Consider the following 23,809-nt stretch of genomic DNA (forward strand, 5'->3'; position numbering starts at 1 on the left):
AACGTCAAGAAGACTGTCCCATGCGGTCCGGTGTACGCGGGCCGCACGAGGCGGGCAAGAGCGCCTGCCGTGTCAACCGGCCCATCGTGACCGGCTCGTGACCAGGGGTGTATGCGCGTCTCTCCGGCTGTCCCCGGCTGCCCCCGACCGGCCTCGGCGGTGATCGGCGGTGATCGGCGGTGTTCGGCTACAGCAGGGACGGCACCTCGGCCGCCGACACCTCGCGAGCCGCCCGCTCCACGGCGCTCGCCAGCAGGGCCAGGTCGGTGGGGCCGTTGCCCAGCTCCCGCACGGGCCGGCGGGCCGGCGGGTCGCCCATGCGCTGCCAGTCCAGCGGCACGACCGTGGGCCGCTGGGTCGCCGTACGCGGGATACGGCCCGTCACCCGGCCGGCCTGGAAGCCGACGGTCCGCCCGTCCTCGTACGCCAGCTGCCCGCGCCCCGGCGCCGGCTCGTCCGGTCCCTCCTGCGGGGCGTCGAGCAGGACCCGCAGGGCCGCCCTCCGCGCGGGCTCGGTCTGCGCCGTACGGCCCCCCGTCCCGGACCCCGCCACCAGGTGCACCCCGAGCCGCTCGCCCTCCCGGGCCACCGCCTCCAGCGCCCGCATCACCGACCCGGCGGCGGGCCGGCCCGGCGAGCCCAGCGCGGGCGAGACCAGCGCGTCCAGATCGTCCACGACCACCACGAGCCGCGGCAACGGCGGGACCGCCTCGGCCTGCCGGCGAGCGGCCGCCCCCGGACGCAGCCGCAGGGTGGTGCTGGGTGGCGCCTCTATGTCCCCGGAGCCGGAGGTGCGCTGCGCGACGATCCGGCCCGGCACCGCACGCCCCGCGTGCCACTCGGCGAAGTCCGCCCGGCCCAGCAGCTCCGCGCGCCGCTTCAGCTCGGCGGCCAGCGACTGCGCGAACTCCCGCATCCGTACCGGGTCGTTGGCGATGAGGTGGGTGGTGACATGCGGTATGTCGGTGCACACCCGCAGTCCTTCGCCGTGACCGGCGCCGGTCCCGACCCCGTCCCGGCCGTCTATCAGCACCATGCCCAGCCGGTCCGGCCGCTCGGCGGCGGCCAGCGAGGCCACCACGGCCCGCAACAGCTCCGTACGGCCGCTGCCGGCCGGCCCCTCGATCAGCAGATGCGGTCCGTCGGCCACCAGGTCGGCGGTGAGCGGCCCGCGCGGTCCGGCACCGAGCACCGCCCGCGCCCGCCCGCCCAGGGCCTGGGTGTCGTCCGCGGCGTCCGCCCAGCGCGCCATCAGCGACGCCGGGGTGGCCCGGGCCAGCCCCAGCTCGTCCAGCAGGCGTGCCGACCGGGGCAGCGGCGTGGCCACGCGCGTGTGCCGCTCGGCGACCGGGCCGTCCGGACGCAGCGGCGCCAGCGCCCGCGCGAACCGCTCCGCCCAGGCGACGGACACGGCGTCCACGGCGGCGAGGGCACCGGGACCCACGGGCCCGCCCGGCGCCACCCGCATCAGGTGCAGCGCGGTCGCGACGTCCCCGCCGAGCAGCGCCGCGGCACCGCAGTGCCGGAACGTCGGCGTCACCGCGCACGCGGCCTCGTACGCCGCCGCCGCGGGGGAGGCGGGCGAGGCGGGCTCGGTCTCGGCGAGACACACCAGGTGGACCCCGGCCCGCGGACCGGCCACGGCCAGGCGCGCGAGGGCGTCCCGCAACGCGGCTCCGCCGGGGTCGCCGTCCACGACGACGACGGTGTAGGGCCCTGGGAAGCCTCCCCTCCCGGCGACGTCCGCACCGTCCTTGGCCCAGGAGGGGCGCCGGGCGGGGGCGGCCCCGGCGGGGGAGAGGGCGGCGGGGTACGCGCCGGGGCCGGAGGCGGCCGGGGTGCCGGGGGCGGGTGCGCGGGTGCCGGAGGCCGTGGGATGCGCGGGCATGCCGGGTGAGGCGGACAGCGGGCCGTGGGCGGGGGTCCCGGGCACGGGGCGGCCGACCGCCGGGTCGTGGGCCGCCGAGGGGGAGCCGTGGGCGAAGCCGCCCGGTGCGTCCGAGGGCGATCCGGACGTGGGAAGGCCCGGTGCGGTTGGCGCGGGGTCCCGCTGCGGGGCTGCAGGCGTGCCGGAGGCGGCGGGCCGGCCCGCGGCGCCGGGTGCCGCGGGAGGGTGCGGGGAGGCGCTCTGCGCGGGCGGGCCCGAGAGCGGGGTCTGGGCGTGGCCGCCCGGGAAGGAACCGGGTGCGGCCGCGGTGGACGCACCGGGCGCGGTGGCGCCGGGCGCCGTACCGGGCGTCGGGGTGCGGGTGCCGGCGGGGTGGGTGCCGGTGGGGTGGGCCGCGCTTCTGTCCGCCGCGGCGTGGTCGTCCACCCGGCGCAGCAGCTCCTCCGTGCGGGCCGCCGCCTGTTCGCGGTCGTAGGCCAGCAGCAGGCGGCAGTCCTGGCCGTGGCCCGGCCGGACGTGCGGGAGCCAGCCCAGCCAGGACCACTCGGCCGTGCGCTCCTCCACCGGACGGGAGCGGTCGGCACTGATCAGCACGATCTCCAGCAGGTCGGGGGAGTGCACCGCGGCGAGCTGGGCCAGCACCGCGCGGGCCAGCCCGGACAGCCGGGGGCGCGGCCCGGCCAGGCCCAGTGACCCCGCCTCGCGCAGCGCCGCCGTCACCGGCACGGCGGGCAGCAGGCCCGAGCCGTCCGGCGCGCTCCGGTCCGCCGTGCCGAGCCGCACGGTCAGCGCCTCCGGGTGTCCCGGCCCGCGCTCCCACAGCCGGGGCCCGGGGCCCAGCGCCGTCAGCAGCAGCGCGGCGGGATCCGGCCAGGTCTCCGGCTGCCGCGCACCGGCCGCCGGGGTGGCACCGGGGGAGTGGGCGGCCGCCGCGGTGTCGTACGCCTCCTCGCCGCCCGGCTGCTCGGTGCGTCCGCCGGCCAGCCGGCGCGCCCACTTGCCGAGCCCGCGCCGCCGCGTGCCGTGCGGGGCGTCGGTGCCGCGCAGGGGTGTGTTCTTACGGCCACCGCCCGGCGGCTGCTCGCCCGGTCCGCCGACGCCGAAGCGCCCCGCGTGCGTGTCATTGCCGAAGGCGGCACCGGGCCCGTTCTCGATCCGGGGCGCTCCGCCCTGCCCGGGCACCGCACCGGTCCCGGCACGCTGATGCTCCACCGCCTCGCCGCCGGAGGGCCCCCGGCCGGCGGGGTCCTCACCGCGGTGCACCGGATCCACGGACGCGCGATCCCCCGCGGCCACGGACGCCGAGCCGCCGCCGCGACGCTCGCCCGCACCCGCGGACGGAGCCCCGCCTGCGGAGGCACGGTGCGCACCCGGCGACGAAACCCGCGCGGACGGTGCGGGCGGCAGACCCGGTCCGGCCGGAGGCCGGTCGGCGGGGCCGTCCCCCAGGGTGACCCGGACGCACCCCTCCCCGTCGGCGACCGTAGGCACCCGCGCCCCGGGCCCCCCGGACGGAGCAACCCGCAGCGCCGACTCCCCGATCCGCAGCAAGCCCCCGGCGGGGAAGCGCACGGGCTGCTCGCCCACCCGTACCCCGTCGAGCGCCGTGCCGTTCGTGGAGCCGAGGTCGGCGACCGAGACATGGCCGCCGGCGTCGACCGTGACCGCGCAGTGCAGGCGGGAGACGTCGGGGTCGTCCAGCGGCACGTCCGCGTCGGCGGAGCGGCCCACGCTGATCCGGCCGCCGTGCAGCAGATGGACGCCGCCCGCGTCCGGCCCCGCCACGACGTGCAGCTGGGCCGGCGCGTCGTCCAGCTCGGGGTGCGGCTCGGGGGCCGCCGGGGCGCCCAGGGACAGCACGGCGCCGTCGACCAGCGGAGGCTCGCCCAGGGTGCAGCGGCGCGGGTCCAGACGGTCGGTGCCGGCGTACAGCACCACGGGGGAGCCGGAGGCGTCGCGGCCCGCGCCGCTCTCCCCGGTGACCGCCCCGGCCAGCGCGGAGGCGACCGCGGCCAGGTCCGTGCCCGTGGGCGCCGTGACCAGCACGTCGCGGCTCGCGGCGCGGCCCCGCTGCGGGGACGGGCCCAGCGGGTCTACGACGGTCAGCCGGATCTGCATCCCCACCCCAACACGAGCACGTCGGCCAGTACTGGAAGGCATCCTCGCACCTGCCACTGACAGCGTGCCCGGCACCCGGTAACAAGTGATCTTGATTGGTCGGCTCTGCCCCCAAAAGTGCCTGACCAGTGGTCCACCGGCGATCAGTTGAGATCGGTCACGTCCGGTCCCGGCAACCAGCGGACCGGGAAGCGCGTCTTCCCGTCGAACACCTGGCGCCCCGAGGGCGGCACTACAGTGGGTCGGAACAACCGGGACGACAACCGGAATGCAGCCAAGCAAGCATCAGCAAGCAGCAGGGAGCGCGTGACGTGCGGCCAGTCGGCAGCAAGTACCTGCTTGAGGAGCCGCTCGGACGCGGCGCCACAGGCACCGTCTGGCGTGCCCGCCAGCGCGAGACCGCGGGCGCCGAGGCGGCCGTGGCCGGTCAGCCCGGCGAGACGGTCGCGATCAAGGTCCTGAAGGAGGAGCTGGCGAGCGATCCGGACATCGTGATGCGCTTCCTGCGCGAGCGCTCCGTCCTGCTCCGGCTCACCCACCCGAATGTCGTCCGGGTCCGCGACCTGGTCGTCGAGGGCGATCTGCTGGCGCTGGTCATGGACCTCGTCGACGGCCCCGACCTGCACCGCTACCTGCGCGAGAACGGCCCGCTCAGCCCGGTCGCCGCCGCGCTGATGACGGCCCAGATCGCCGACGCGCTCGCCGCCAGCCACGCCGACGGCGTCGTGCACCGCGACCTGAAGCCCGCCAACGTGCTGCTCGCGCAGAACGCCGGCCAGATGCACCCGATGCTGACCGACTTCGGCATCGCCCGCCTCGCCGACTCCCCGGGCCTGACCCGCACCCAGGAATTCGTCGGCACGCCCGCGTACGTGGCACCGGAGTCCGCCGAGGGCCGCCCGCAGACCTCCGCCGTCGACATCTACGGCGCCGGCATCCTGCTGTACGAGCTGGTCACCGGCCGTCCGCCGTTCGCCGGCAGCACCGCCCTGGAGGTGCTGCACCAGCACCTGAGCGCCGAACCGCGCCGCCCCTCCACCGTCCCGGACCCGCTGTGGACGGTGATAGAGCGCTGCCTGCGCAAGAGCCCCGAGGAGCGGCCCAGCGCCGAGAACCTCGCGCGCGGCCTGCGCGTCGTCGCCGAGGGCATCGGCGTGCACGCGAACGCCGCGCAGATCGCCGCCGCCGAGGGCGTGGGCGCGCTGCTCGCCCCCGACCCGGCGCCGACCGCCGTACCGGGCGTGCCCGGCGCCGCCGACCCCACCCAGGTGCTGCCGAACACCGGCCCCCAGGGCGCGTACGACCCGAACGCCGCGACCAGCGCGCTGCCCCACACCGGCGGCCCGGCCGGCGCCGCCGACCCCACCGCCGTCCTGCCGAACACGGGCGCGGCGGACCCCACCGCGGTGCTGCCGAACACCGGCCCCCAGGGGCAGCAGCCCGACCAGCCGCACCCCTGGCAGACCCAGCTGCGCGCCGCCCGCGACCGCAACGAGCAGACGCAGGTCCAGTACCTGGCCCCGGAGGACGACCCGCTGCGCCACCGGCCCCAGCGCCAGGTCGCCCGCCCCCAGCAGCAGCCGCGCCAGGCCCCGCAGGCCCGCCCGCAGCAGCCGCGCGGCCGGCAGCAGGGGTACCAGCAGGGGTACGGCTATGCGCCGCAGCAGCAGCCCCAGCAGTACGCCCCGCCGCAGCCGCAGCGCCCCGCGCGCGAGCCGCGTGAACCGCGCCGGCGCAGCGCCAACCCGATGAGGATCCCCGGACTCGGCTGTCTGAAGGGCTGCCTGTTCACGATCGTCATCCTGATCGTGGCCAGCTGGCTGATCTACGAGCTGACTCCCGTGCACACCTGGATCGGCCAGGGCCGGAGCTACTGGCACGAGGTGACCCACTGGGTCAGCCAGACGAGCAAGTGGATCAAGGATCTGGGCGGCTCCTCGGGCGGCGGCAACTGAGCGGCAGCCGGGCGACAGCCGAGCGGCGGCCGGGCGGTGCGTACTCGCGGTAACTGATCGCGAGTTTGCGGATTTGTCGACATCTGACGGGTGATTTCCGTCTCCGCGGTGAAGGTTGGCTCCTCGTACGCGTAGTTTTAGCGACAACACGCGTCTGTAGGAGCAGTCTTGGCACGGAAGATCGGCAGCCGGTACACCGCGAACCAGATCCTGGGGCGGGGCAGCGCCGGCACGGTGTGGCTGGGCGAGGGACCGGACGGGCCCGTCGCCATCAAGATGCTGCGCGAGGACCTCGCCTCCGACCAGGAACTCGTCGGACGCTTCGTCCAGGAGCGCACCGCGCTGCTCGGCCTGGAGCACCCGCGCATCGTCACCGTGCGCGACCTCGTCGTCGACGGCAACGACCTGGCCCTGGTGATGGACCTCGTGCGCGGCACCGACCTGCGCACTCGGCTGGAGCGCGAGCGGCGGCTCGCCCCCGAGGCGGCCGTGGCGATCGTCGCCGACATCGCCGACGCGCTGGCGGCGGCCCACGCGGCCGGGGTCGTCCACCGGGACGTCAAGCCCGAGAACGTGCTGCTGGACATGCAGGGCCCGCTCGGCCCCGGCGGCTCCCACCCGGCGCTGCTCACCGACTTCGGCGTCGCCAAGCTGATCGACTCGCCGAAGCGGACGAAGGCCACGAAGATCATCGGCACCCCGGACTACCTGGCCCCGGAGATCGTCGAGGGCCTGCCGCCGCGCGCGTCCGTCGACATCTACGCCCTCGCGACCGTCCTGTACGAGCTGCTGGCCGGCTTCACCCCCTTCGGCGGCGGCCACCCCGGCGCGGTCCTGCGCCGGCACGTCACCGAGACCGTCGTACCGCTGCCCGGCATCCCGGAGGAGCTGTGGCAGCTGATCGTGCAGTGCCTGGCCAAGGGGCCCGCCTCCCGGCTGCGGGCCTCGGAGCTGGCGGCACGGCTGCGCGAGCAGCTGCCGATGCTGGCCGGGATGCCCCCGCTGGACGTGGACGAGCCCGACCAGAACGAGGAGCCGGCGGCGCAGGAGCCGGCCCCGTCGGCTCCGGCCGGCGGCGAGCCGGTACGGCGGCGGGGCGCGGTGTCGCTGGTGCCGGGCGCCAAGCCGGACTCCAACCGGGACACGCACACCTCGATGCGGGTGCCGGGGCCGGACGAGCTGGCGGGGGGCGCCCACGGGACCGCCCGCGCTCCCCGGGCCGCCGGTGCGCCCCGGCCGGGCTCGGCCCGCCACAAGGCGGCGCTGCGGCGGCGCCGGATCACGCTCGGCGTGGCAGGGGCGGTCCTGGCGGCCGTCGTGGGGGTCGGCGCGTGGCTGGCCTCTTCCGGCGGGGACGACCGGCCGGCGCAGGACACCCACAGCACGTCGACGCCCTGAGACGCACGGCCCGGGCTCCTTGCCACAGCCGTTACGCTGGATGCGTGGCAGTCGTCGATGTATCCGAAGAGCTGAAGTCCCTCTCCTCGACCATGGAGTCGATCGAGGCCGTCCTGGACCTCGACAGGCTGAGGGCAGATATCGCCGTGCTCGAGGAGCAGGCGGCCGCGCCGTCCCTGTGGGACAACCCGGACGAGGCGCAGAAGATCACGAGCAAGCTCTCCCACCTCCAGGCCGAGGTCCGGAAGGCGGAGGGGCTGCGCGGCCGGATCGACGATCTCGCCGTCCTCTTCGAGATGGCCGAGGAGGAGGACGACCCCGACACCCGCGCCGAGGCCGAGTCCGAGCTGGTCGCGGTGAAGAAGGCGCTGGACGAGATGGAGGTGCGCACCCTCCTGTCCGGCGAGTACGACTCCCGTGAGGCGCTGGTCAACATCCGCGCCGAGGCCGGCGGTGTCGACGCCGCCGACTTCGCCGAGAAGCTGCAGCGCATGTACCTGCGCTGGGCCGAGCAGCGCGGCTACAAGACCGAGCTGATCGAGACGTCGTACGCCGAAGAGGCCGGCATCAAGTCGACCACCTTCTCCGTGCAGGCGCCGTACGCCTACGGCACCCTCTCCGTCGAGCAGGGCACGCACCGGCTCGTCCGGATCTCGCCCTACGACAACCAGGGGCGCCGCCAGACCTCCTTCGCCGGTGTCGAGGTCCTCCCCGTCGTCGAGCAGTCCGACCACGTCGAGATCGACGAGAGCGAGCTGCGGATCGACGTCTACCGCTCCTCCGGTCCCGGCGGCCAGGGCGTCAACACGACCGACTCCGCCGTGCGCATCACGCACCTGCCGACCGGCATCGTGGTCTCCTGCCAGAACGAGCGCTCGCAGATCCAGAACAAGGCCACGGCGATGAACGTCCTCCAGGCCAAGCTGCTCGAGCGGCGCCGCCAGGAGGAGCAGGCCAAGATGGACGCCCTCAAGGGTGACGGCGGCAACTCCTGGGGCAACCAGATGCGTTCGTACGTCCTGCACCCGTACCAGATGGTCAAGGACCTGCGCACCGAGTTCGAGGTCGGCAATCCGGAGGCCGTGTTCAACGGCGAGATCGACGGGTTCCTCGAGGCCGGTATTCGCTGGCGCAAGCAGCAGGAGAAGTAACTTTGTCGACATGACAACTGCCGCCCGCGAGGCGGCAGTTGTCTTTATGTCTGGGTTTTACATCACAATTACAGGCTTCAACTCGCCGTAAACGCCCATGCAATGGACATTGCGCCCGCAATGGCCTTGACGTTGCTTTGAAGAATGGGAAGAGTTGCACGCGGCATGCGTACTTGCGGGGCGCATGTGAACCGGGGGAATGAGTTGACGCGCTTCGTCACCGGCTGCCTCCCGTCGATCACGGCAACGCCCCACGCGCCGCCTCATTGACGAACAGCTACTGGGGGTAGCAACCATATGACGAAGAAGACGCGGATCCGGGTCGCGCGGATAGCCGCGGGCGCCGTGATCGCGGCCGGTGCGTCACTGACCGCCGCCGGCGCGGCCTCCGCCGCCGGACTCGACGTCCAGGCCGGTCCGATCAGCCTGGGCGTGCACACGGACGCGGGGAACGACGACGGCGGCACCGATGGCGGCTGCCCGGTCGCCGTCTGCACCGACGGCGGCACCACGGACGGCGGCACCACCGGCGGTAGCACCGGTGGCACCACTGACGGTGGCACGACCGACGGCGGTACCACCACCGGCGGTACGACCACCGGCGGTACGACCGACGGCGGCACCACTGACGGCGGCACGACCACCGGTGGCATCGGCGGCATCGGCGGCACCGTCTCGATCGGCGGCACGACCGACGGCGGTACCACCACGGACGGTGGCACGACCACCGGCGGCACCACGACCGGTGGCACTACGACCGGTGGCACGACCACCGGTGGTACCACCACCGGCGGCACCACGACCGGCGGCTCCACCACCGGCGGCTCCACCACCGGCGGCTCCACCACCGGCGGCTCCACCACCGGTGGCACCAGCAGCACCGGTGGCACCGGCTCCACCGGCGGCTCCGGCAGCACGGGCGGCTCCGGCAACTCCGGCGGCTCGGGCACGTCCGGTGGCAGCTCCACCGGCGGCTCCAGCACCTCGGGCGGCTCCGGCAGCACCGGCGGTTCGAGCAGCACCGGCGGCAACAACGACAACCCGCAGGGCGGCAGCGGCAAGGCCACCCAGGACGCGGGCTCCTCGACGCTGACCGACACGGGCTCCGACAACAAGGCCCAGGCCCAGGGCGGCGACAAGCAGCTCGCCGAGACCGGTGCCGGCCCGACCGAGTTCCTGCTCATCGGCGCCGCGACGATGATCGCCGGCGGCATCGGCTTCCGTGTGCTGCCGCGTCTCATGAACGGCCGGGGAGGCGCCGCGGCCTGATCGTAGCCATACGGTCACGCAGCGCACGCACTCCGCATGCGCAAGGGCCCGGAGCTTGGCGCTCCGGGCCCTTCGCCGTCTTCACGACGGCACCTTCCGCTGCGGCTCAGGCGGTCTGGTGCGCCAGCAGCGCCACCGCGGCGATCAGCACCGCCAGCAGCGCGATCAGCGCCATCGGGTTCACCCCGCCCAGAAGGCCCTCTTGCTGCAGTCGCTCGCGGTTGGCACGGCACACCGGGCACCGGCCCTCACTCACGGGCGCCGCACAATTCGCGCACACCAACCGGTCGTACGTCATGCGCTCGCCCTCCTTGCACCGGCCATCACTACGGAAACGCTCACGGGAACGAGAACGTTCCCCACTCCACTGTGCCAGGTTCCCGTACGTCGTGCGCGGGCCCCCGGGAGAGCGGGACGGAAACCCGGGCCGGTACAAAAACGTACAAGTCTTGCCCAAGCTCTACCTGCGACTGCACTTGCACACCCGGTTCGCGTATGGTCACGCTCATCTACCCCCGGCGACCCGTGGTGCATCCGTGATCCGATTCGACAATGTCTCCAAGGTCTACCCCAAGCAGACCCGCCCCGCACTCAGGGATGTCTCCCTCGAGGTGGAGAAGGGCGAGTTCGTCTTCCTCGTGGGGTCCTCCGGCTCCGGAAAGTCCACCTTCCTGCGGCTCGTCCTCCGCGAGGAGCGGTGCAGCCACGGACAGGTGCACGTGCTGGGCAAGGACCTCGCGCGCCTCTCCAACTGGAAGGTGCCGCAGATGCGCCGCCAGCTGGGGACCGTCTTCCAGGACTTCCGGCTCCTGCCGAACAAGACCGTCGCCGAGAACGTGGCCTTCGCCCAGGAGGTCATCGGCAAGTCCCGCGGCGAGATCCGCAAGTCCGTGCCGCAGGTGCTCGACCTCGTCGGGCTCGGCGGCAAGGAGGACCGTATGCCCGGTGAGCTGTCCGGTGGTGAGCAGCAGCGCGTCGCCATCGCGCGGGCCTTCGTCAACCGGCCCAAGCTGCTCATCGCCGACGAGCCCACCGGCAACCTCGACCCGCAGACCTCCGTCGGCATCATGAAGCTGCTCGACCGCATCAACCGGACGGGCACGACCGTCATCATGGCGACGCACGACCAGAACATCGTGGACCAGATGCGCAAGCGCGTCATCGAGCTGGAGAAGGGCCGCCTCGTCCGCGACCAGGCCCGCGGCGTCTACGGCTACCAGCACTAAGCAAGTTCACGACGGAAAGGCTTGACCCGACGCCATGCGCGCCCAGTTCGTCCTGTCGGAGATCGGAGTCGGTCTCCGCCGCAATCTGACGATGACCTTCGCGGTCATCGTCTCTGTCGCCCTGTCCCTGGCCCTGTTCGGTGGCTCGCTGCTGATGAGCGACCAGGTGTCCACCATGAAGGGCTACTGGTACGACAAGGTCAACGTCTCGATCTTCCTGTGCAACAAGCACGACGCCGAATCGGACGTCAACTGCGCCAAGGGCGCGGTCACCGACGACCAGAAGAAGCAGATCCTCGCCGACCTGAAGAACATGCCGATCGTCGAGAAGGTGTCGTACGAGTCGCAGGACGAGGCGTACAAGCACTACAAGGAGCAGTTCGGCAACTCCCCGCTGTCCAGCTCGCTGACACCGGACCAGATGCAGGAGTCGTACCGCATCAAGCTCAAGGACCCGCAGAAGTACCAGGTCATCGCGAGCGCCTTCAACGGGCGTGACGGTGTGCAGTCGGTGCAGGACCAGAAGGGCATCCTGGACAACCTCTTCCAGCTGCTGAACCTGATGAACCGCGGCGCGCTCGGCGTGATGGCGATGATGCTGATCGTCGCGCTGCTGCTGATCGTCAACACGGTGCGCGTCTCGGCGTTCAGCCGCCGGCGCGAGACCGGGATCATGCGCCTGGTCGGTGCCTCGGGCTTCTACATCCAGGCGCCGTTCATCGCGGAGGCCGCGGTCGCCGGACTCATCGGCGGCGGGCTCGCCTGCGTGGCCCTCGTGGTCGGCCGGTACTTCACCATCGACCACGGCATGGACCTCGCCCACAAGCTCCAGTTGATCAACTTCGTGGGCTGGGACGCGGTGTTGGCCAAGCTGCCGCTGATCCTCGCCACGAGCGTGCTGATGCCGTCCCTTGCGGCGTTCTTCGCGCTGCGCAAGTACCTGAAGGTGTGACGCATGCCAAGAGGGCCGTACGGGCAACGGTCCGTACGGCCCTTCGCGTTGTCCTAGACTCACGGCCATGTCAGGCCGAGACCTGTTCTGCCAGCCCCGCCGCATCCGCCGCGGGGCCACCCTGACATTGGTCTTCGCCGGCGTCCTGGTCACCGGCGCCGCCACCGGCTCCTTCCCGGAGGCCGGACAGCCCACCCGCAAGCCCGCGTTCGGCCCGGCGGCCACGGTCACCACCCCGCACGAGGACGTCCAGAAGGCCGCCGCCGAGGCCGCGGCCGACGGCAAGTCCCCGATGGAGGCCGCCGAACGGGCGGTCAGCCGCAGCGGCGACCGCTGGGGCGCCGTCTACTCCGAGGGCGAGTACCAGGAGTTCCAGGAGGCCCTCGACGGCAAGTACACCGGCGTCGGCCTGTGGGCCCGCCGGGAGCAGGACGGCCGGATCGAGGTGACCAAGGTCCAGCCCGACTCGCCCGCCGCCCAGGCCGGCATCCGCGAGGGCGACCGGCTGACCAGCGTCGACGGCAGCAAGGTCGACGGCCGCCCGGTCACCGACGTGGTCTCGTTACTGCGCGGCGACGCCGACGACGCGGCCGCCGGTACGACCGTCACCCTGGGCCTTCGGCGCGGCACGCGCGCGTGGAGCGAGAAACTGCGCCGGGCCAGCCTGTCCACCGACTCGGTGACCGTGCGCAGGCTGCCCGGCGGGGTCACCGTCATCAAGATCGCCGCCTTCACCAAGGGTTCCGGTGACGCCGTCCGCGCCGCGGTGCGCGAGGCCCCGGCCGACGCCGGGATCATCCTCGACCTGCGGGGCAACTCCGGCGGCCTGGTCACCGAGGCCGTGGAGACCTCCTCCGCGTTCCTCGACGGCGGCCTGGTCGCCACCTACGACGTCGACGGCGCCCCGCGCTCCCTGCACGCCGATCCCGGCGGCGACACCACCAGGCCACTGGTCGCCCTGGTCGACGGCGGCACGATGAGCGCGGCCGAGATGCTCACCGGCGCCCTGCAGGACCGCGGCCGCGCGGTGGTGATCGGCTCCCGCACCTTCGGCAAGGGCTCCATCCAGATGCCGACCGAGCTGCCCGACGGCTCGGTGGCCGAGCTGACCGTCGGCCACTACCGCACCCCCTCCGGCCACGCCGTCGACGGCCGGGGCATCACCCCCGACCTGGAGGCGGGGGCGGACGCGCCGAAGCGGGCCGAGACGGTTCTCACCGGCCTCGGCGACGCCGATTAAGGACTGGCCGCGGGACCCCTCCGTAGTGCGAAAATGGACGGCACTATGAGCAAGGGAATGTACGTACCCAAGGAGTCCCAGCCCAAGCAGGGCGGCGGGGCCGGCAAGGCCAGGGACGGCGAGAAGGGCGGCAAGCGCAAGATCGTCGCCCAGAACAAGAAGGCCCGGCACGACTACGCGATCATCGACACCTACGAGGCCGGGCTCGTGCTCACCGGCACCGAGGTCAAGTCGCTGCGCGAGGGACGGACCTCACTGACGGACGGCTTCGTCCAGATCGACCGGGGCGAGGCGTGGCTGCACAACGCCCACATCCCCGAGTACCACCAGGGGAGCTGGACCAACCACTCCGCGCGCCGCAAGCGCAAGCTGCTGCTGCACCGCGAGGAGATCGACAAGCTGGAGTCCAAGGCGCAGGAGACGGGGCACACGATCGTGCCGCTCGCCCTGTACTTCAGCAACGGCCGCGCGAAGGCCGAGATCGCGCTCGCGCGAGGCAAGAAGGAGTACGACAAGCGCCAGACCCTGCGGGAGAAGCAGGACCGGCGTGAGTCGGACCGCGCGATCGCGGCGGCGAAGCGGCGCCAGCGCGGCGTGTAGCCCGGGAATACGGTGGCATCGGCGTGCGTTGGTCACGTACGATGGCACCAACACCGGTTGAACCCGGTGTGCGCATTGAAAACACAACATGGGGATGATCGGTTTCGACAGCGGCTGTCGAAGCAGGGGAAGCGTGTCGAGGAAGCGGCAATGATCTCGTAAACCATATGTCGCAAAAAATAATCGCCAACACCAAGCGCGATTCCTTCGCCCTCGCTGCCTAAGTAGCGACTTGCGAAGTGTCAGCCCGGGGCTGTTCCCGACCCGGATCCTGGCATCAGCTAGGGAACTAAACCTTGATCCCGGTCACGGGGTGAAAAGGGAAATCCAACAGTGACTGGGCCCGTCGGCGACTTGTTCGCGTGATCGCCGGGGCCGAGAAAAGCGCAGCGAACTGCACACGGAGAAGCCCTGATTCCGCACCGTTGGACGCGGGTTCGATTCCCGCCATCTCCACGATCGGAAGGCTCGCGAGCCCTCCGTACCCCATGTGGGCAAAGGCCCCGTCGCTTCGAGCGGCGGGGCCTTTGTCATGCCTGCGGGCACGCTGAGCTGTGCGTCTTGTCAGGAATCCGTGCAGGCGATGCGGCCGAGCCGGCCGATCCTCGTCGACGACGTCTGGATGAGCAGCGCGAGGGCGGCCGCGGCGGCCGGGACACCGAGGGCACCGGCGGGGGAGAGGTGCTCGGCCGCCCAGCCGCCCGTCGCCGAGCCGCAGGCGATACCGGTGAGCAGCCCGGTCACCATCAGGCTCATGCCCTCGTTGAGCCGGTCGGCCGGGGTGCGCCGCTGCACCAGGGTCATCGCCGTCACCATCGTCGGCGCGGTCGCCATGCCCGCGACGAGCAGCGCGCCCGCGAGCACCGGCAGCGGACCGGCCGCGCCGGCGACCGCCCACGGCAGCGTCATCAACGCGGCCATCGCGGCCAGGCAGTGCTCCAGCCGCACCCCGGCCGGCCGGCGCGCGCCGAACACCAGGCCCGCCGTGCACGAACCCGCCGCCTGGAGCGCGAGCACGGCACCGGCCGCCGCACGGTGTCCGTGCGCGTCGGCGTAGGCGATCGTGCCGACCTCCATCGAGCCGAAGACCGCGCCGGTCGCGACGAAGCAGGCCAGCAGCGGCGGGATGCCCGGGCTGCGCAGTGGTGTCCGGCTGGAGCGGGCGGCCTTGACGGGCGGCTCGGTGGCCCGCTGCGCGGTGAACAGCAGCATGCCGGCGAGCAGCAGCACCGCCCCGGCGAGCGTGCCCGCCTCCGGGAAGAACGTGCCGGTCAGGAAGGACGCGAGCACCGGGCCGAGCATGAAGCACAGCTCGTCGGCGGCCTGCTCGAAGGAGTTCGCGGTGTGCAGCGCGCCGGGATCGTCGCCCAGCAGATGGGCCCAGCGCGCGCGGGACAGACCGCCGATGTTGGGCGTGGTCGCGGTGAGGGCGTAGGCGGCGAACAGGGTCCAGTCGGGGGTGTCGTAGCGCACGCACAGCAGGAGCGCGAGGCTGCCGAGCACGGAGACGAGCGTGGCCGGGACGGCGATCCGGGCCTGCCCGTGCCGGTCGACCAGCCGGGCGATCCAGGGTCCGGCCAGCGCGGTCGCCGCGAGCCCGGTCGCGGTGACGGCACCGGCGAGGGCGTACGAGCCCCGGGACCCGGCGATCATCACGACCGCGCTCACGCTGAACATGCCGATGGGCAGCCGGGCGAGCAGATTGCCGGTGGTGAAGGCGCGGGTACCGGGAAGGGAGAAGAGACGGCGGTAGGGACGCAGCGCGGATATGAGCGGGGGCATGGATCCACCTTCGCGCGCAGTGGATCAAGGGGTCCAACACCTTCTGGACGACGATTCACGCGGCTGTGTTGTAAATTCCCCGCCATGCCCGCCCACCTGGAGCCGAGACTGCTGCGCGCCTTCGTCGCCGTCGCCGAGGAACTGCACTTCACCCGGGCGGCGGCCCGTCTGTACATCGCCCAGCAGGCCCTCAGCCGCGATGTGCGGCGGCTGGAGCGGGAGTTGGGCGCCGAGCTGCTCGTGAGGACCACCCGGCAGGTGACGCTGACGCCCGACGGCGAACGCCTCCTGCCGCATGCCCGCAGGGTCCTTGCGGCGCAGGACGAGCTGCTGGCGGCCTTCGGACCGGCCCGCCCGCTGCTGGTGGACCTCAACTCGCCGGGCCTGGCCACCGGCCGCCGGGTGCTGCACCGGGCGCGGGAACTCGCCCCCGACTGCGAGCTGATGGCCCGCTACGAGAGCGGCCTGACCGGAGCGGCCGAACAGATCCTGGCCGGCTGGCTGGACGTCTCCTTCGGCCGTTTCGCCGGGCTGGACCCGGCGCTGCGGTCCGGCCTGGAGCACCGGCCGGTGCGCTGCGAGGCGATGGCCGTGCTCCTGCCCGAGGACCACGCCCTGGCCGCCCTGCCCGAGGTGCCGGTGTCCGCGCTGGCCGGGGAGACGGTGTACGCGGGCGCCGGCAACCCGCGCACCCCGGAGTGGACCGACCTGGCGTCGAGCCTCTTCGCGGAGCACGGCATCCGGCTCGCCCCGCCGCTGCCGCTGGCCGTCGGGGACGAGGAGTTCGAGCGGATCATGGCCAAGAGCGGCCATCCGGTGCTGGCGGTGGTGGACTTCCCGCCGCTGCCCCGCACCGTCCGCCGTCCCCTCGTCGACCCGGTCCCGCTCTCACCGGTCTCGCTGGTGTGGCGCAAGGGCCTGGTCCATCCGGGCCTGGACGCGCTGCGCCGGGCGGCCGCCGAGCTGGCGCAGGCACAGGGGTGGCTGCGGCGGCCGGACGGCAGTTGGCTCCCCGCGGCGGACGGGACGGCGATGACCGGCTGAAGGGGCCACCGGGTCGGCTTCAACCAGGCGGCCCCTCGGTGGGTTGAGGATCAGCCGTTCGCGCCCGCCGGGGTCGTGGTGGTCTTCAGGCCCTCCAGCTTGTTGGCCTGGATCACGAAGTCGTTGGTGAACGTCTTGCTCAGGTCGATCGAGGAGCTGGCGTTGCCGACCAGTTCCTCGGTGGCCAGGACGGTCTTCGGGCCGCCGGCCGGCATGAGGCCGTCCGGGAGGAACTGCCCCTTGTCCTGGTTCAGGGCCGTGATGTAGTCGGCCTTGGTGACCAGTTGGTTCTGCACGAACGACTGCGGCAGCTTGTCGGCGATGTCGGCGGCGCTGTGCGTGTTGATCCAGTGCATGGTGGCCACGAGCGCGTCGACGACCTTCTGTACGGCCTCCTTGTGCGAGTTCACCCAGTCGGTCCGGGCGATGACGCTGGCGGCCGGCCAGGCGCTGCCCAGCGCGGCGGTGGCGCCCTGGGTGGTGGCCAGGTCGATCGCGGAGGTGCCGACACCCTTCTTCTCCATCGCGGCGACCGTCGGCTGCGTCGTCATGACACAGGCGGTCTTGCCGTTCTGGAGCGCGGCGACGGCGGTGGAGCCCGCGCCGACCCCGATCCGGCTGAAGTCGCTGGTCTTGAGGCCCTTCTTGGCGGCCAGGAACTTGGTGAGGGTGTCGGTGCCCGAGCCCAGGTCGGTGACGCCGAGCGTCTTGCCCTTGAAGTCGGCGGCCGAGTGGACGCCGCTCTTCGGGGTGCACATCTCCCGCTCGCCCGGCGCACCGGACAGCTGGATGACGTCCTCGACCGCCTTGCCCTTCGCCTGGAAGTCGATCGTGTGGTTGTACCAGGCGCCGGCCATGTCCACCTGTCCCGAGGCCATGGCGTCCTCGGCGCCGGTGCCGCCGTCCTGTTCGGTGCTCAGGACGACGTTGACGCCGTACTTCTTGTAGAAGCCGAGGTTGTCGGCGAGCTGGTACGGCAGGTAGATCTGCTTGTCGATGCCGCCGACCATGATCTTGACGGTCGGGGTCCCGCCGGCGGCCGACGAGCCGCCGGAGCTGCCGGAACTGCTGGAACACGCGGTGGCCGCGCCGAGGGTGAGGGCGGTGACGATCGAAGCGGTGAGGGCTCTTTTCAGCATGGCGGCTCGTACCTTTCGGACATGCGAGGGGGAGGAGAGGAAGAGGGAGGAGAGAGGGAGCGGAGGAGCGGAGGAGCGGAGGAAGTCGGGGGCTGTCAGAGGGAGTTCGCCTCGGTGGGGGCCGGCGGGCGCCAGGAGAGCAGCCGGTGTTCGAGCTTGGCGATCAGCCACTCCGCGCCCAGCACGATGACCGAGATGACGAGCATCGTGGCGAACACGCCGTTGGGGTCGAAGTTGTTCTGCGCGGTCTTGATGACGAGACCGAGGCCGCTCTGCGCGCCGAGCACCTCGCCGACCAGCGCGCCGACGATGGCGAAGCCGAAGGCGCTGTGCAGGCTGGCGATGATCCAGGTGAGCGCGGAGGGCACGATGACGTGCCGGATGATCTGCATCTGGGAGGCGCCGAGGACCCGGGCGTTGGCGAGGATGTTGCGGTCGACCTCGCGGACGCCCTGGAAGGCGTTGAAGAAGACGATGAAGAACACCAGCACGGCGGCGAGCAGGATCTTCGGGGTCACGCCGATGCCGAAGGCGACGATGAAGATCGAGCCGAGGACGATGCGCGGGATCGCGTTGACCATCTTGATGTAGGGCCCGAGGACGTCGGAGAGATAGCGGCTCTGGCCGAGGGCCACGCCGAAGACGACTCCGGCGACGGATCCGACGGCGAACCCGATGAGCGCTTCCTGGATGGTGGTCCAAATGTTCGCGTAGAAGGAGCCGAACTCGGTGCCGTGCTGGAAGAGGTCGACCAGCCGCTTCCAGATGCCGGACGGCTGTCCGAAGAAGAACGGGTCGACGATGCCCCAGGTGGTGAAGGCCTGCCAGCCGCCGATGACGAAGACCGCGATGCCGATGCGGCCCGCCCACACCGACGCGACCCGCCGCCGGGCGGCCTGCTTGGCGGCTGCCGCCGCGGAGGACTGCTTGCCGTCGGCGACCCGCGCGGTGGAAGCGGTGGACGTCGTACTCATGCCTTGCCTCCTGCGGTGCGTGCGTACGCGCGCTCGACCTCTTCGCGCAGCGTTTCCCAGATCTGTTGCTGGAGTTCGATGAAGCGGGGCTGGAAGCGGATCTCCTGGACGGCGCCGCGCGGGCGCGGCAGGTCGATGTCGAAGACCGCCTTGACCGACCCGGGGCTGGAGGTCATCACCACGACCCGGTCGGCGAGCGCCACGGCCTCGTCGAGGTCGTGGGTGATGAAGACGACGGACGGCCGGATCTGCTCCCACAGGCCCAGCAGCTCGGTCGACATGATCGCCTTGGTCTGCACGTCCAGGGCGCCGAACGGCTCGTCCATGATCAGGATCTTGGGTTCGTTGATCAGCGCCGCGGCCATCGCCACGCGCTTGCGCATACCGCCGGAGAGCTGGTGCGGATAGCGGTCCTCGAACCCGGTGAGGCCCACCCGGCGCAGCCAGTCCCGGGCCGAGGCCTGCGCCTGCTGCTTGGGCACACCACGGAAGACGGGCCCCATCAGCACATTGCCGAGGACGGTCTTCCAGGGCAGCAGCGCATCCGCCTGGAACATGAAGCTGACGCCGTCGGTGATGCCGTCCACCTCACGGCCGCCGACCTTGACCGAGCCCTCGCTGGGCCGGTCGAGTCCGGACACCATGCCGAGCGTGGTCGACTTGCCGCAGCCGGTGGGTCCGACCACCGCACAGAACTGGCCCGGCTCCACGGTGAACGACACGTCCTGCAGCGCCGTGAACACCTCACCGGATGGAGTCAGGAATCGTTTGGTGAGCCCGGAGATCTCGATGCGCGCGTCCTCGCGGTCGGCTGCGCCGGCGATGGGGCTCGTCGCGACATCGTTTCGCGAAGCCATGGGGGCGGTCTCCTTTCGCCCTCGGAGGTCGAGGTGAAGGCAGACGCTAGGAGCCACCCACTGTTACGTCGCTGTTTCCCGGGTATCTCGCGATAGCCGCGTAAACCGGGGTTCTGCTCGTTCTGCTCAGTGATACGGGGGTGGGCAGAAAATCGGCCATCAGGCACAATCACGCCACCACGGGTCTGGCGCCGTGCCGGCCCGGACCATCCAGAACAGGCGCGAAGGGGCACCTGTGACATCCATCCGTACCTGGATCGGGCGCGGCGGGAGGGGGAGACTGTCCGCGCGGATCCTGGCCAGCCAGCTCGCCATCCTGGCGCTCACAGGCGTCATCGGTTTCGTGCTGTTCGCCTTCGCGCAGCGCTCCACGCTCGACCGCACCTACGAGGAGCGGGCCGTGGCCATCGCCAAGACGACGGCCGCGGACCCGCAGATCCGGCGCGCCATGCAGTACGACGACGGCGGCGGCGCCGTCGTACAGGCCGTCGCCGAACGCATCCGGCAGTCGTCGGGGGCGTCCTACGTCGTGGTGATCGACCTGCACGGCATCCGCCACTCGCACCCGATGCCGCAACTGGTCGGCTCGCCCGTGGCCGAGCCGATCGCGGTGCGCGACGGCCGCCCGCACGTCGGCACCGACCAGGGCGCGACCGGGCGGTCCGCCAACGGCAAGGTCCCGCTGTACGGGCCGACGGGCGAGCTGGTCGGCGAGGTGTCGGTGGGCATCCCCGAACATGACGTCCTCGGCGAGCTGTGGCACGAGCTGCCCACCTTCGCCGTATACGCCGCGATCGCCACCGCGCTCGGTTCCGCGGCCGCGTACCTGCTGGCCAGGCGGCTGAAGCGGTCCACGTTCGGGCTGGAGCTGGAGGAGATCGCCGGGCTGCTGCAGGACCGCGAGGCGATGCTGCACGGCATCCGGGAGGGCGTGCTCGCCTTCGCCCCCGACGGCAGGATCACCGTGGTGAACGACGAGGCCCGCCGCCTGCTCGGCCTCGGCACCGCACTCGGCAGCACCCTGGAAGAGGTGCTGCCCGACGGGCGGCTGCGCCGGGCCCTGGACGGCACCCTGACCGGCACCGACATCAACGTGCTGACCGACGAGCACTGTCTGGTCGTCAACCGGATGCCGGTGACCCTGCACGGGCGCGCGCTGGGCGCCGTGGTGACCGTCCGCGACCGCACCGAACTGGTCGGACTGCTGCGGGAGCTGGACTCCGTGCGCGGGCTGACCGACGCGCTGCGGGCGCAGCAGCACGAGTTCACCAACCGCATGCACACGCTCGCCGGGCTGCTGGACATCGGGGCGTACGACGACGCGTACGAGGTGGCCGTCGAGTCGGCCGGTGCCGGGCAGGCGCTCACCGAGGCCGTGCGGGGGCGGATCGGCAACCCGCTGATGGTCGGTCTGGTCGTGGCCAAGACCACGGTCGCCGCCGAGCGCGGGGTGCGGGTCGTGCTCGACGACGACTCCGCGCTGGGCGAGGACCCGCCGCAGCTGCCCCGGCTGCTGACGATCGTCGGCAACCTGCTGGACAACGCGATCGACGCGGCCGGCGACGGGCCGCCCCCGGCGGGCGGCCGCACGGTGGCGCTCACGCTCGCCGAGGACGAGCGGGCCACGACCGTACGGGTGGCGGACACCGGCCCCGGCGTTCCGCCCGGCGCCCACGAGTCGATCTTCGAGGACGGCTGGTCGACCCGGCCCGAGCGGGGCACCGCCCGCCGTGGCCTGGGCCTCGCCCTGGTCCACCGCCTGGTGTCGCGGCACGGCGGCACGATCACCGTCAGCGAAGGGCAGGGCGCGGTGTTCACCGTCCGGCTGCCGTCGTCCTCTCCCGTGCCGCCGGGAGAGGGGCTCACCAAGGCGTTGCCCGTGGGATCCGTGGGAGGGGAGCGCTGATGATCCGTACCCTGGTCGTGGACGACGACTTCCGGGTCAGCCGCATCCACTGCGACTACGTGTCCCGGGTCCGGGGCTTCGAGGTGGTGGGCGAGGCGGCGACCGTGGCCGAGGCGCTGCGGGCGGCCTCCGAACTCCGCCCCGACCTGCTCCTGCTGGACATCTTCCTGCCGGACGGCAGCGGACTGGACGTCCTGCGGCGGCTCACCGGGGACGCCGGCGGGGCCCGCCCCGACGCCTTCGTGATCACCGCGGACCGGGACATCGCCTCGGTGCGCACCGCCATGAAACTCGGCGCGGTGGGCTACCTGGTCAAGCCCTTCGGCGCCGCCGACCTGGCCGAGCGGCTCACCGCGTACCGCGAACTCCAGCACCGCGTCGACACCCTCGGGGAGACCACGGAGACCGAACAGGCCGATGTGGACGCCCTGTTCAGCGCGGTCAGGCCGCCCGCCGTCCCCCGGGTGCCGGCCAAGGGCCACTCGGCGCCGACGCTCGCCCTGGTCCAGCAGACGCTGCGCACCGCCCACCGCGACCTGTCGGCGGCCGAGGCCGCGGAACTGACCGGAGTCTCCCGGGCGACGGCCCAGCGCTACCTCTCCTACCTCGTCAAGGAGGGCATGGTGCGCCTGATCCTGCGCTACGGGGCGACGGGCCGTCCCGAGCACCGGTACCGGATCGCGTCCTGAGGCGCGGCCGGTTTCCCTCACCGGTCCGCTTTCGCGCGAGTGAGAGCAACGTTCCCTTCCGGTCACCCACAGCCACAGCGCGGAAACGCGTGCTCCCTACCTTCGGGCTCAGTCAGTCGAATAGCGGACCGCCGTATGACAGAACGAGCAGCCGGAGCCCCGTGGAGGAGCGATGACAGCCCCAGCCGTACCCCGCCGCAGTGGCCGCTGGATCGAGCAGTGGGATCCTGAGGACGAGGGATTCTGGAAGGCGACCGGGGAGAAGACCGCCCGCCGCAACCTGTGGTTCTCGGTGCTGTCGGAGCACATCGGCTTCTCGGTCTGGACCCTGTGGTCCGTCCTGGTCCTCTTCATGGGCCCGAAGTACGGCCTGACCCCCGCCGACAAGTTCCTGCTGACCTCGATGGTCACGCTGGTCGGCGCCGTGGTCCGCGTCCCGTACACCTTCGCGGTGGCGGTGTTCGGCGGCCGCAACTGGACGGTCATCTCGGCGAGCCTGCTGCTCGTGCCGACGGTGGCGGCCTTCGCGGTGATGAAGCCCGGCACGTCCTTCACGACGTTCTTGCTGGTCGGCCTGCTGGCCGGCATCGGTGGCGGCAACTTCGCCTCCTCCATGACCAACATCAACGCCTTCTTCCCGCTGAAGAAGAAGGGCTGGGCGCTGGGGCTGAACGCCGGTGGCGGAAACGTGGGCGTGCCGGTCATCCAGCTCGTGGCGCTCGCGATCATCGGCGCGAACGGCGGCCCGCGTGTCCTGCTGGGGATCTACATCCCCCTGATCGTGCTGGCGGCCGTGCTGGGCGCGGTCTTCATGGACAACCTGGCGACGGTGAAGAACGACACCGGCGCGGCGAAGGACGCGGCCAGGGACGCCCACACCTGGATCATGTCGTTCCTCTACGTCGGCACGTTCGGCTCCTTCATCGGCTACAGCTTCGCCTTCGGCCAGGTCCTGACGAACCAGTTCGGCCGCACCCCGCTCCAGGCGGCCTACCTCACCTTCATCGGCCCGCTGCTCGGCTCCCTGATCCGCCCGGTCGGCGGCTGGCTCGCCGACCGCTACGGCGGCGCCCGCATCACGTTGTGGAACTACGTGGGCATGGCGGCGGCGACGGCGATCCTGGTCGTCGCGAGCATGCAGAAGTCCCTGCCGCTGTTCGTGAGCGTCTTCGTGGTGCTGTTCGTCCTGAGCGGTCTGGGCAACGGCTCGACGTACAAGATGATCCCCGGCATCTTCCAGGCGAAGGCGCTGGCCAAGGGGCTGGAAGGGGAGGAGGCGGTGTCCTACGGCCGCCGCCTGTCCGGTGCCTCGATGGGCCTGATCGGCGCGGTGGGGGCACTCGGCGGGGTCGGCATCAACATGGCCTTCCGCCAGTCGTTCCTCTCCTACGGCTCCGGGACGGGCGCGTTCGTCGCCTTCCTCGCCTTCTACGGCGTGTGCTTCGCGCTCACGTGGGCCGTATACCTTCGCCGCCCGGCGGGGCAGGCTGTAACGGAGGCGACTGCGGAGACGAAGCCGCAGCTCAGCTACGCGGAAGTGTGACGTAACACCGGTGCAATGAAGTCGAACCGAGCCTGTCACGCGCTGTTGACAGGCTCGAACGGCATACCGGTCAGACGG

18 protein-coding genes and 1 other RNA gene are annotated in these 23,809 nt (G+C 72.1%); 13 read left to right on the forward strand and 6 right to left on the reverse strand.

Features of this window, described 5'->3' with window-relative positions:
- Positions 1–187: 187 nt before the first annotated feature.
- Complete coding sequence (locus A6P39_RS25460; RefSeq protein ID WP_067048461.1) at positions 188–4,006, reverse strand: FHA domain-containing protein; 3,819 nt, start codon at positions 4,004–4,006, stop codon at positions 188–190.
- 311 nt (positions 4,007–4,317) lie between these two features.
- On the opposite strand from A6P39_RS25460, the gene A6P39_RS25465 reads away from it, so the two are divergent.
- From A6P39_RS25465 to A6P39_RS25480, 4 genes are all read left to right on the forward strand, one after another.
- A complete protein-coding gene (locus A6P39_RS25465; RefSeq protein ID WP_067048072.1) occupies positions 4,318–5,961 on the forward strand; it encodes a serine/threonine-protein kinase in 1,644 nt (547 codons plus the stop codon).
- A gap of 168 nt (positions 5,962–6,129) precedes the next feature.
- Complete coding sequence (locus A6P39_RS25470; RefSeq protein WP_067048075.1) at positions 6,130–7,359, forward strand: serine/threonine-protein kinase; 1,230 nt, start codon at positions 6,130–6,132, stop codon at positions 7,357–7,359.
- 44 nt (positions 7,360–7,403) lie between these two features.
- Positions 7,404–8,510 carry a peptide chain release factor 2 gene (gene prfB / locus A6P39_RS25475; RefSeq protein ID WP_067048078.1) on the forward strand — a complete coding sequence of 369 codons (1,107 nt, stop codon included), beginning with the start codon at positions 7,404–7,406 and terminating at the stop codon, positions 8,508–8,510.
- 297 nt (positions 8,511–8,807) lie between these two features.
- Complete coding sequence (locus A6P39_RS25480) at positions 8,808–9,779, forward strand: hypothetical protein (protein WP_067048081.1); 972 nt, start codon at positions 8,808–8,810, stop codon at positions 9,777–9,779.
- 106 nt (positions 9,780–9,885) lie between these two features.
- Here the strand turns inward: A6P39_RS25480 and A6P39_RS25485 are convergent, their stop codons facing one another.
- Positions 9,886–10,077 carry a hypothetical protein gene (locus tag A6P39_RS25485; protein WP_067048083.1) on the reverse strand — a complete coding sequence of 64 codons (192 nt, stop codon included), beginning with the start codon at positions 10,075–10,077 and terminating at the stop codon, positions 9,886–9,888.
- A gap of 238 nt (positions 10,078–10,315) precedes the next feature.
- Here A6P39_RS25485 and ftsE point away from each other — a divergent pair, with 238 nt between their 5' ends.
- The 5 genes from ftsE to ssrA all read left to right on the forward strand — a co-directional run bounded on the left by ftsE (position 10,316) and on the right by ssrA (position 14,256).
- The gene (gene ftsE / locus A6P39_RS25490) at positions 10,316–11,005 is read left to right on the forward strand and encodes a cell division ATP-binding protein FtsE (RefSeq protein WP_031159396.1); all 690 of its coding nucleotides are present in this window, start codon (positions 10,316–10,318) and stop codon (positions 11,003–11,005) included.
- Between the two features lie 34 nt (positions 11,006–11,039).
- Positions 11,040–11,957, forward strand: coding sequence for a permease-like cell division protein FtsX (gene ftsX / locus A6P39_RS25495; RefSeq protein ID WP_067048085.1), 918 nt, complete (start codon positions 11,040–11,042; stop codon positions 11,955–11,957).
- Between the two features lie 67 nt (positions 11,958–12,024).
- Entirely contained in the window at positions 12,025–13,197 is a 1,173-nt protein-coding gene (locus tag A6P39_RS25500) for a S41 family peptidase (RefSeq protein ID WP_079133500.1), read from the forward strand.
- 57 nt (positions 13,198–13,254) lie between these two features.
- Entirely contained in the window at positions 13,255–13,797 is a 543-nt protein-coding gene (gene smpB / locus A6P39_RS25505) for an SsrA-binding protein SmpB (RefSeq protein ID WP_067048088.1), read from the forward strand.
- A gap of 90 nt (positions 13,798–13,887) precedes the next feature.
- Positions 13,888–14,256, forward strand: a transfer-messenger RNA (tmRNA) gene (gene ssrA / locus A6P39_RS25510).
- Positions 14,257–14,361: 105 nt separating this feature from the next.
- Here the strand turns inward: ssrA and A6P39_RS25515 are convergent.
- Positions 14,362–15,579 carry an MFS transporter gene (locus tag A6P39_RS25515; RefSeq protein ID WP_067048092.1) on the reverse strand — a complete coding sequence of 406 codons (1,218 nt, stop codon included), beginning with the start codon at positions 15,577–15,579 and terminating at the stop codon, positions 14,362–14,364.
- Between the two features lie 84 nt (positions 15,580–15,663).
- Between A6P39_RS25515 and A6P39_RS25520 the strand changes: the two genes are divergently transcribed.
- The gene (locus A6P39_RS25520) at positions 15,664–16,623 is read left to right on the forward strand and encodes a LysR family transcriptional regulator (RefSeq protein WP_067048093.1); all 960 of its coding nucleotides are present in this window, start codon (positions 15,664–15,666) and stop codon (positions 16,621–16,623) included.
- 50 nt (positions 16,624–16,673) lie between these two features.
- On the opposite strand, the gene A6P39_RS25525 is transcribed toward A6P39_RS25520, so the two are convergent.
- The 3 genes from A6P39_RS25525 to A6P39_RS25535 all read right to left on the reverse strand — a co-directional run bounded on the left by A6P39_RS25525 (position 16,674) and on the right by A6P39_RS25535 (position 19,593).
- Positions 16,674–17,762 (reverse strand): ABC transporter substrate-binding protein, encoded by a 1,089-nt coding sequence (locus A6P39_RS25525; protein ID WP_067048095.1) that lies wholly within the window; start codon positions 17,760–17,762, stop codon positions 16,674–16,676.
- Positions 17,763–17,857: 95 nt separating this feature from the next.
- On the reverse strand, positions 17,858–18,736 hold the full coding sequence (locus tag A6P39_RS25530) for an ABC transporter permease (protein WP_067048097.1): 879 nt from the start codon (positions 18,734–18,736) through the stop codon (positions 17,858–17,860).
- Positions 18,733–19,593 (reverse strand): ABC transporter ATP-binding protein, encoded by an 861-nt coding sequence (locus A6P39_RS25535; protein WP_079133501.1) that lies wholly within the window; start codon positions 19,591–19,593, stop codon positions 18,733–18,735. Before A6P39_RS25535 ends, A6P39_RS25530 begins: the two co-directional genes overlap by 4 nt.
- Positions 19,594–19,828: 235 nt before the next feature.
- Between A6P39_RS25535 and A6P39_RS25540 the strand changes: the two genes are divergently transcribed.
- The 3 genes from A6P39_RS25540 (at position 19,829) to A6P39_RS25550 (ending at position 23,731) form a co-directional block, all read left to right on the forward strand.
- Positions 19,829–21,499, forward strand: a complete 1,671-nt coding sequence (locus A6P39_RS25540) for an ATP-binding protein (protein WP_234378976.1) — start codon at positions 19,829–19,831, stop codon at positions 21,497–21,499.
- A complete protein-coding gene (locus A6P39_RS25545) occupies positions 21,499–22,188 on the forward strand; it encodes a response regulator (protein WP_067048100.1) in 690 nt (229 codons plus the stop codon). Before A6P39_RS25540 ends, A6P39_RS25545 begins: the two co-directional genes overlap by 1 nt.
- Positions 22,189–22,360: 172 nt before the next feature.
- Complete coding sequence (locus A6P39_RS25550; protein ID WP_067048103.1) at positions 22,361–23,731, forward strand: nitrate/nitrite transporter; 1,371 nt, start codon at positions 22,361–22,363, stop codon at positions 23,729–23,731.
- Positions 23,732–23,809 lie beyond the last annotated feature (78 nt).

The organism is Streptomyces sp. FXJ1.172, from assembly GCF_001636945.3.
Lineage (GTDB): Bacteria > Actinomycetota > Actinomycetes > Streptomycetales > Streptomycetaceae > Streptomyces.